The sequence below is a fragment of the Caldisericota bacterium genome, from assembly GCA_034717215.1.
Lineage (GTDB): Bacteria > Caldisericota > Caldisericia > Caldisericales > Caldisericaceae > UBA646.
In genome coordinates this window covers 1-7,302 of sequence record JAYELD010000122.1, presented here as the reverse complement: position 1 = coordinate 7,302, position 7,302 = coordinate 1, and the positions used below count along the sequence as shown (strand labels likewise).

The following is a 7,302-nucleotide window of genomic DNA, read 5'->3' as shown; positions in this document are numbered from 1 at the left end:
CGAGTTTTTTTCTTTTCGCACCCCCTAACTCCTTTTCAGGCAAAATTTAACGAAGAATATGTTTCATACACAACTTAATATACAATATATATCAATATAACCTCATTTTTTTTTAAGTCAAGTTTCTATATAAGTTATATATATTTATGTAACAAATATGTATATTTCAAAAATCTCCAGAGGTTAAAATCTCCATCTAAAAAATAGAGAGAAACAATTTTTTTAAAAACTAAAATACACAGCAAAAACCTCTTTCAAAGAAAACTTACCAAATATTCTACTTATCCAAGCAAATCTTTTAAACTATGAATTTTTATCCCCTGATACGATGTAATCTTGGGGGAATCCGATACCACAACATCCTTTGCTTTTATCTTTTTAGCAATAAGTACAGCTTCTGCCGTACTTATTTTAGAAGCAATTCTATGCGCAAGATCTTCTACAAAATTTATTTCTATTGAAGTCAGAGCAATAACCCCTATTCTATATTTTATTTTAATGTCTTCCTCTAGGCGCGATTGAGCAGATACTGAAACAAATGCCTGGTTCAGATATTCAGTTTTTTTCAATTTTAGCAACTCTAATAATGAATCAGCATCCATCACAACGCTACTTTTAAAAACTTGAGGAGAGAGAGGAGGAATTTTTTCTTGCTGAGGTTCTTTGGTAACTTTTTCCTCTTCTTTGCCAATCTTTTCAGGAGCTATAGGCCCTTTTGCTTGCTCTTCCTCAGTTTCCCCCGACTCCTTCTTCAAAGATTCACGCTTCACCTTCTCAAGCAAAAGATCAAGAGAGCTTTTTGTTTCTTCTGAAACCCCTTCCTCTCTTTCTTCAGCTGGAATGGCTTTCTCTTTAGCAACAAAAGGCTCTTTTGCTTCTCTTTTTAGTCTTGTCGCTGTATCGCGTTTTTCGAATTTTTCTTTTTCCTCCGTTTCTAATTTTTCTTTAATCTCATCTACTGGCTCTTTCGGCAATTCAGTTTCTTTTTCTGCCTCTACCCTTTTATCTTTATCTGATGGAGAGATTTCCTCTTTTGCCTCTTTAATTATCCCGGGGATTTGTTCGACAACTATTTTGTCAACATTTTTCTTTTCCTCTACTGGTTTTTTTGCTTCTTCCTTTGAAACAGGAGGAATAGGTTTTTTTATTTCCGAGGGTTCTATTTGCTTTTGTTCTTTGCTTTTTAAATCAATTTTCTCAACTCTCTTTTGCCCATAAGGAATCCTTGCACCATAAGGCACTTTACTCTTCCCTGGCTTTGCAACAACTTCTTCTTTCCCAGTCTTCTTGGGAATAGAAATTGTCATTGTCTTCTTATCAGCTTCATAATCAATTTTAACTGTTTCTTTTTCTTCCAATACTTTCACATTAAAAGAAGGTATTTTTCTGTGTGATTCTTCCAGTTTAATAGCAGGAAGCGGCTTTTTTCGTTTTCTCTTTGGAATAAACAAAAGAATGATCAATGCCAAAAGAATATAAAAAAGAATCATAGCGAGTGTGTCTGTGCCAACATCAGGCAAATAAGTATGAATATAAGGATATATTAATTCAGCTGCAGGAAGAAAAAATTCAATAATTCTTTCCGAAAGATTTTTGAAAAATGGAATTATACTTTTATAAAACTCTTGCATTGTATTTGAAACATCTTCTAAAAATTCAGAATTAATAGCAGAAGAAAGAACAATAGTATTTGCTGAAGAATCCTCTGCTTTATTCGAAAAAGCGCTAAGAACATCCCTTATTTTAAGTAATACGGAACCGCTCCAACCCACATTGCTGGATATCAAACTAAACATAACTATTATGGCTATCACACTATACACAAATTTCCGCATTTCTTTTCTCCCCTTCTATTATATCGATTAAAAAAATGATTTCAATTTAATTTTCACTGGTTTTCTTTTTAAATTCCTCTAAAACCTTTTTAATTTTTTCTGTAGTTGTTGCACCTCCCACAATGCAAACATCTACAGGAGCTTGTGTTTTGGCTATTGCCTCCGCACACGGATGACATCCAGGAAAACCACAAGCTCCACATTCTCCGTGGGGTAAAACCTCATAAATTGCTTTAGTTAACGGATTTTCCTCTACCTTATATTTCTCCGCAAAATAGCCAAGTAAAGCACCAAAAAAAGCACCAAAACCACCAATAGTCACTACAGAAATAATAAAAGTTTTCATCTCATAGCCCTCATTTTATCATCCCCTGAAATCCCATAAACGCAAGAGCAACAATCCCTGATACCATATATGCAATAGCTTTGCCTTTGAAAAAATCAGGAAGTTCTGAATTGCGCAAACGCTCTCTTATGCCAGCAAGAATTAACATGGCCATAAAATAGCCGATTGCTGCGCCAACTGCTTCAACAATAGACTCCACAAAATCAAAACCTTGAAGAGAATTAATAAAGGTAACTCCCAATATAAGGCAATTAGTCGCAATGAGTGGAAGATATATACCCATTGCTTTGTATAAATGAGGAGACATTTTTCTAATATAAATCTCTACAAGCCCAACCAGTGACCCAATTACAAGTATAAATGACACAATCTGGAGGAACGGCTGAAGATTAAATGGAATTAATATCCAACGATCAATGATCCATGTCACAGAAGCAGCAAGCACTGTCACAAATGTTACTGCATACCCCATACCAATAGAAGCATGCATATCGTCCGTGAGGCCTATATACGAACATAAGCCAAGAAATTGCAACAACACTATATTATTTACAAAAGCTGCAGCAACAAAAATTTTGCCGAGGTTTGCAAAATAACTCATTTTTTAACCTTCTTTTTTCTTAATGTAAATTCAAGCCATCCTACAAGCACGCCCAAAATAAGAAATCCAGCTGGTGGTAGAATCATGACAAGCGCAGGGCTATATGATGCAGGAAACACTCTAAAACCTGCTATAGTTCCGTTACCAAACACTTCCCTGACAGCGGCCATTGCAATAATTACCCAGCCATAACCAATACTCATTCCAATGCCGTCAAAAATAGAATCTACAATAGAATTTTGATAAGAAAATGCTTCTGCCCTTCCAATAATAATGCAGTTTACAACAACAAGAAAGATATAGAGTTTGATTGCCTCATAAATTGAGTTGAAATATGCTCTGGAGAGAAGTGTGGCAATTGTTGTAAAAGTGGCAATAACCAAAACAAATATAGGCACCCTGATATCTCCAGGAATAACCTTTCTTAACAAAGAAATGATGATTTCTGAAAATATTAGAACAAAACTGAAAACAAATGTCATCAGTAAAGCATTTTGCACAGAATTGGTTACAGCAACAACTGAGCATAACCCAATAGCAAGAATAAGTATCGGATTTGACGGAGTAATCCCGTTCCAGACAATTCTCCAGTATTTTTTCATTCCGGTCCCTCCATTTCTTTAAAATAATTATGCGTAACTTTCCCGGCTGCTTTTACCCCTTTTGCAATAGCGTCAGAAGTAATTGTAGCTCCTGTAATTGCAATGACGTCTTCCTTGGGGATAAAATTATCAGAAATTTTCTTACCCTTAAATTGGTCAAGAAATGATAATTTATTTTCTTTATCCACATAATAATCAGGGTTAGAAGCGTTTGCACCGAGTCCTGGAGTTTCAAGGCTTTCCAAAATTTTAACCCCACTTACAGTTCTGTCTTTTTTTGTTCCAACAAGCATTTTAATCGGAGCCTGGCTACCAGGAGAAGTGACTTGCAATACTAATCCGACAATTCCCTTGTTAGACTTGACAATATACGCACCATCAATTTGTACAACTGGATCAGGCAATTCGAACTCTTCATTTAACCTTTCAAATTGATAATCTCCAGGGAAAACTTCTGAAAGCCCTACCTGTAATGTCTTCGCATCCTGTGCTCTTATAACCGGTCCAGTGACCTTATAAACAGCTGCCAGAGCACCGCCTGATATCGCACCTATAATACCAAGTATCAATGTTAATTTTAGTATTTTATTCATATACTTGTCCTTCTTTTGAGAGCAAGGTGGCCATATACCCTTGGAAGCATTTTATCAAAAAATGGCACAAAGCAATTCATAATTAATATTGAAAACATAATTCCTTCGGGAGAGGCACCAAATTGCCTGAAAATAACCGTCAAGACTCCTAATGAAATGCCATACCATAATCTTCCCTTAACAGTAATGGGAGAAGAGCTATAATCTGTTGCCATAAAAAATGCACCAAGAAACAGACCACCTGAAAGAATAGAAAAAATAGGGTCTCTATTAAAAACAGCGGATAGGATAAAAACTGTTCCGATAAAACCGGCAGGAATACGCCAATCAATAATCTTTTTTGCAATAAGAACAATTCCACCTATAAGTAAAAGTAGCGCAGATGTTTCCCCAATCGAACCAGCTACATTACCTAGAAAAAGGGATTTATACATAATCAACCTGGAACCATCAAACATTGTAAGCAACTCAGAAAATCCCTTCAACTTTATAATATTAAGCGGAGTAGCCGTTGTAATTGCACTTGTGGGAGGGAAAACGCTTTGCGTAAAAGGTTTTACCCATATCGTCATATATGTAGGCCAAGAAATCATAAGAAATGCTCTTCCAACAAGTGCCGGATTAAATGGATTAGAACCTATGCCACCAAAAATCCATTTTCCAAGTATTATTGCTACAAAAGCGCCGACTGCTACCATCCAGTACGGTGAAGATGGTGGAAGAGTTAGTGCCAGGAGCAATCCTGTAACTGCAGCAGATAAATCATATACTGTCGCCTTAGTTCTGAAAATCAAGCAACTTAGATACTCGGCAACAACTGCAGATAAAATAGAAACGATGATAACGCCTAATGTATGTCCAACTCCAAAGAAATACAATCCTGCTATTGTGGCAGGCATAAGAGCAATCAAAACCCCTCTCATAATGAGAGAAACCTTTGCTTTATCACGAATGTGTGGGGAGGATGTTACAATAAGATCAACCAAATTTTCATCCATTAACTTTTTCTCCTTCGCCTAGTTTTTCCTCCGCTTCTTGCGCTTTTTTCTCCTTTAATGCTTTTATTTTTTCAAATGCAGCTTTTTTTGCTGCTTCAATCTTTCTCTGTTTTAAAATTTTCTGTTTAGCATTTCTCACATTTTCCGTGAGGTGTCTCTTTGAAGGACAGACATATGAACAAACTCCGCATTCAATACAATCAGTTGCGTTTAATGTCTCTGTCAGTTTTATGTCCTCTCTCCGCCAGGCATGGTCAATAAGAAGAGGCATAAGCCCAATAGGACACCAGTCTACACAACGCGAACATCGTATGCAAGGCATCTCATCTTGTGGTGCCATTTCAAGCACTTCTTCTCCAAAAAATAAAATCCCAGACGTACCTTTCGTTACTGGTACTTCTAATGTAGATTGGGCAATTCCCATCATAGGACCACCAAAAATAAGTTTCCGCAATTTTTTAGTCAATCCACCTGTTTGCTGTATTATATCTGTCACAGTAGTGCCTATTCTGATAGTATAATTTCCAGGTCTTTTAATAGCAGAACCTGAAACAGTAACACCTCGTTCGATCAATGGCTTCCCTTCAAATACTGCTTCAGAAACAGCTTTTAGTGTACCAACATTCTGCACTATTGCACCTACTTCGAGAGGCAATTCCCCAACAGGAACTTCTTTTCCGAGTACTGCTTTAATAAGCTGTTTTTCTCCCCCTTGCGGGTATTTTGTTTTTACCAAAATCACTTCAATATTATCTATTCTTCTTTTTTTTACATTCTCTTCAAGCAGCAATACGGCATCTTTCTTATTAGTTTCGATCGCAATAATACCATGCTTTGCTTCCGTAATTTTCATTTCGATAAGAAGACCGTTAATAATTTTTTCCGAGTACTCCATCATTACCCTGTAGTCTGTTGTAAGATATGGCTCACATTCAGCGCCATTCGCAATAACAACATCAATGACTTTATCTTTAGGAGGGGAAAGTTTTACGGCAGTAGGAAATGTTGCCCCACCCATGCCCACTATACCTTTATCTCTTATGTTTTTTATAAGATCTTCTTTTGATGAAGATTCTAAAGATTTGATGCCCTTTAAGTCGCCAACCCATTCCTCTTTAAAATCATTCTTGATAATAACACTCTGCACTTTTGTTCCCAAAGGGAAAGGCCTTAATTCCATAGCAACAACTTCACCTGATATGGTAGCATGCACAGGAGCAGAAACAAACGCATTTGCACTTCCTATTACCTGACCAATTTTTACACGATCTCCTACTTTAATAATAGGAGTATTTGGCGCCCCGATATGCTGGCTCAATGGAATAACCGCAATAGCAGGTGGGGTTAAAGGGACAAACGGAGAATCTTTCGTCATTTTATTTTCTTCAGGATACACTCCGCCTGTCTTAAATGTAAATTCCTTCATTGTTCACTCACCTCTCACCAAAAATATGCCCACAATATGGGCATATTTTTGCGTCTTTATCTACAATTTTTTTACACTCATCGCAATATTTCTTTAGCTGCGTAAAACATTTAGGACAGTACATATAATCTAAACTAACTTCTTCTCCACATACTGGACATTTCTGTATTTCCTTGCTCACCATTAACTCATAATACTTTCTTTGCAGTTGCATCAATTCTTTGTTTAATTTTTCTTCCTCAAGTTCCTCTTTTGTATAAGATGACCGCATTATCATATAAAAAAGAAAAGGTAATATCCCACCAAAGAGAATTGTACATATAGCCCACAAAAGGCTTTTCCCGCCACGAAGACTGCTATCACGATAAACATAAATTGCAAGAACGAATATAACAACAAGTGATCCTAATAAGAAAATCACAAAATCAAAAGCGCTTATCCATGGAAAACTTCCTCTTAAAAGATTCATTATATAGTTCATATGCAAAAATTATAACAAGTTTTTTGAAAAAACAAAATAATTCATCAATTTTCTTATATAGGCAATAAGATATAGCGATCCCGTGACACAGAGCATTTCATTATTTCCAACACTTTTTTTTGCAAAAGCAAATGCTTTCCTTGGGTTTTTTTCCACTATAATTTTTTCCTTCGGAATATATTTCCGAGCAATACTGTTCAATTTTTCAACCTCAAGCCTCCTTGAATAGGAATTTGGTGTCTCGGTTAAAACAAACATTTCCCCAACAGGTGCAAGAACAGAAAGTGTGTCCTAAATATTTTTATCTTTTAACATTGAAAAAAGAAAAACAATTCGTTCGCTAAAATTATTCTTTAAGGATCGTGTGAGTGCTTCAGAAGAAGCTCTATTGTGTGCTCCATCAAGAATAACAAAAGGTTT

General features: G+C 36.1%; 8 protein-coding genes. All 8 read right to left on the bottom strand.

All coding sequences use genetic code 11. The annotated features are described in order from the left end of the window. Nucleotides 1-281: 281 nt before the first annotated feature. Genes U9Q18_04920 through U9Q18_04885 form a run of 8 tightly spaced genes read right to left on the bottom strand, consistent with a single transcriptional unit; the run spans nucleotide 282 to nucleotide 6,882 of the window. On the bottom strand, nucleotides 282-1,835 hold the full coding sequence (locus tag U9Q18_04920; GenBank protein MEA3313700.1) for a hypothetical protein: 1,554 nt from the start codon (nucleotides 1,833-1,835) through the stop codon (nucleotides 282-284). Between the two features lie 46 nt (nucleotides 1,836-1,881). Further along, the gene (locus U9Q18_04915) at nucleotides 1,882-2,181 is read right to left on the bottom strand and encodes an RnfABCDGE type electron transport complex subunit B (GenBank protein ID MEA3313699.1); all 300 of its coding nucleotides are present in this window, start codon (nucleotides 2,179-2,181) and stop codon (nucleotides 1,882-1,884) included. A 10-nt stretch (nucleotides 2,182-2,191) separates the two neighbouring features. After that, on the bottom strand, nucleotides 2,192-2,782 hold the full coding sequence (locus U9Q18_04910; protein MEA3313698.1) for an RnfABCDGE type electron transport complex subunit A: 591 nt from the start codon (nucleotides 2,780-2,782) through the stop codon (nucleotides 2,192-2,194). Next, nucleotides 2,779-3,384, bottom strand: a complete 606-nt coding sequence (gene rsxE, locus U9Q18_04905; GenBank protein ID MEA3313697.1) for an electron transport complex subunit RsxE — start codon at nucleotides 3,382-3,384, stop codon at nucleotides 2,779-2,781. The genes U9Q18_04910 and rsxE overlap by 4 nt, the downstream gene beginning before the upstream one ends. Beyond that, nucleotides 3,381-3,977 carry an FMN-binding protein gene (locus U9Q18_04900; GenBank protein ID MEA3313696.1) on the bottom strand — a complete coding sequence of 199 codons (597 nt, stop codon included), beginning with the start codon at nucleotides 3,975-3,977 and terminating at the stop codon, nucleotides 3,381-3,383. Before U9Q18_04900 ends, rsxE begins: the two co-directional genes overlap by 4 nt. Next, on the bottom strand, nucleotides 3,974-4,975 hold the full coding sequence (locus U9Q18_04895) for an RnfABCDGE type electron transport complex subunit D (GenBank protein MEA3313695.1): 1,002 nt from the start codon (nucleotides 4,973-4,975) through the stop codon (nucleotides 3,974-3,976). Before U9Q18_04895 ends, U9Q18_04900 begins: the two co-directional genes overlap by 4 nt. Further along, the gene (gene rsxC, locus U9Q18_04890; GenBank protein MEA3313694.1) at nucleotides 4,968-6,401 is read right to left on the bottom strand and encodes an electron transport complex subunit RsxC; all 1,434 of its coding nucleotides are present in this window, start codon (nucleotides 6,399-6,401) and stop codon (nucleotides 4,968-4,970) included. The genes U9Q18_04895 and rsxC overlap by 8 nt, the downstream gene beginning before the upstream one ends. Nucleotides 6,402-6,408: 7 nt before the next feature. Beyond that, entirely contained in the window at nucleotides 6,409-6,882 is a 474-nt protein-coding gene (locus U9Q18_04885; protein ID MEA3313693.1) for a zinc ribbon domain-containing protein, read from the bottom strand. Nucleotides 6,883-7,302: the final 420 nt, after the last annotated feature.

Coding starts and splice junctions, on each gene's coding strand:
- U9Q18_04920 (MEA3313700.1), bottom strand. CDS start 1,835: ATGCGGAAATTTGTGTATAGTGTGATAGCCATAATAGTTATGTTTAGT.
- U9Q18_04915 (MEA3313699.1), bottom strand. CDS start 2,181: ATGAAAACTTTTATTATTTCTGTAGTGACTATTGGTGGTTTTGGTGCT.
- U9Q18_04910 (MEA3313698.1), bottom strand. CDS start 2,782: ATGAGTTATTTTGCAAACCTCGGCAAAATTTTTGTTGCTGCAGCTTTT.
- rsxE (MEA3313697.1), bottom strand. CDS start 3,384: ATGAAAAAATACTGGAGAATTGTCTGGAACGGGATTACTCCGTCAAAT.
- U9Q18_04900 (MEA3313696.1), bottom strand. CDS start 3,977: ATGAATAAAATACTAAAATTAACATTGATACTTGGTATTATAGGTGCG.
- U9Q18_04895 (MEA3313695.1), bottom strand. CDS start 4,975: ATGGATGAAAATTTGGTTGATCTTATTGTAACATCCTCCCCACACATT.
- rsxC (MEA3313694.1), bottom strand. CDS start 6,401: ATGAAGGAATTTACATTTAAGACAGGCGGAGTGTATCCTGAAGAAAAT.
- U9Q18_04885 (MEA3313693.1), bottom strand. CDS start 6,882: ATGAACTATATAATGAATCTTTTAAGAGGAAGTTTTCCATGGATAAGC.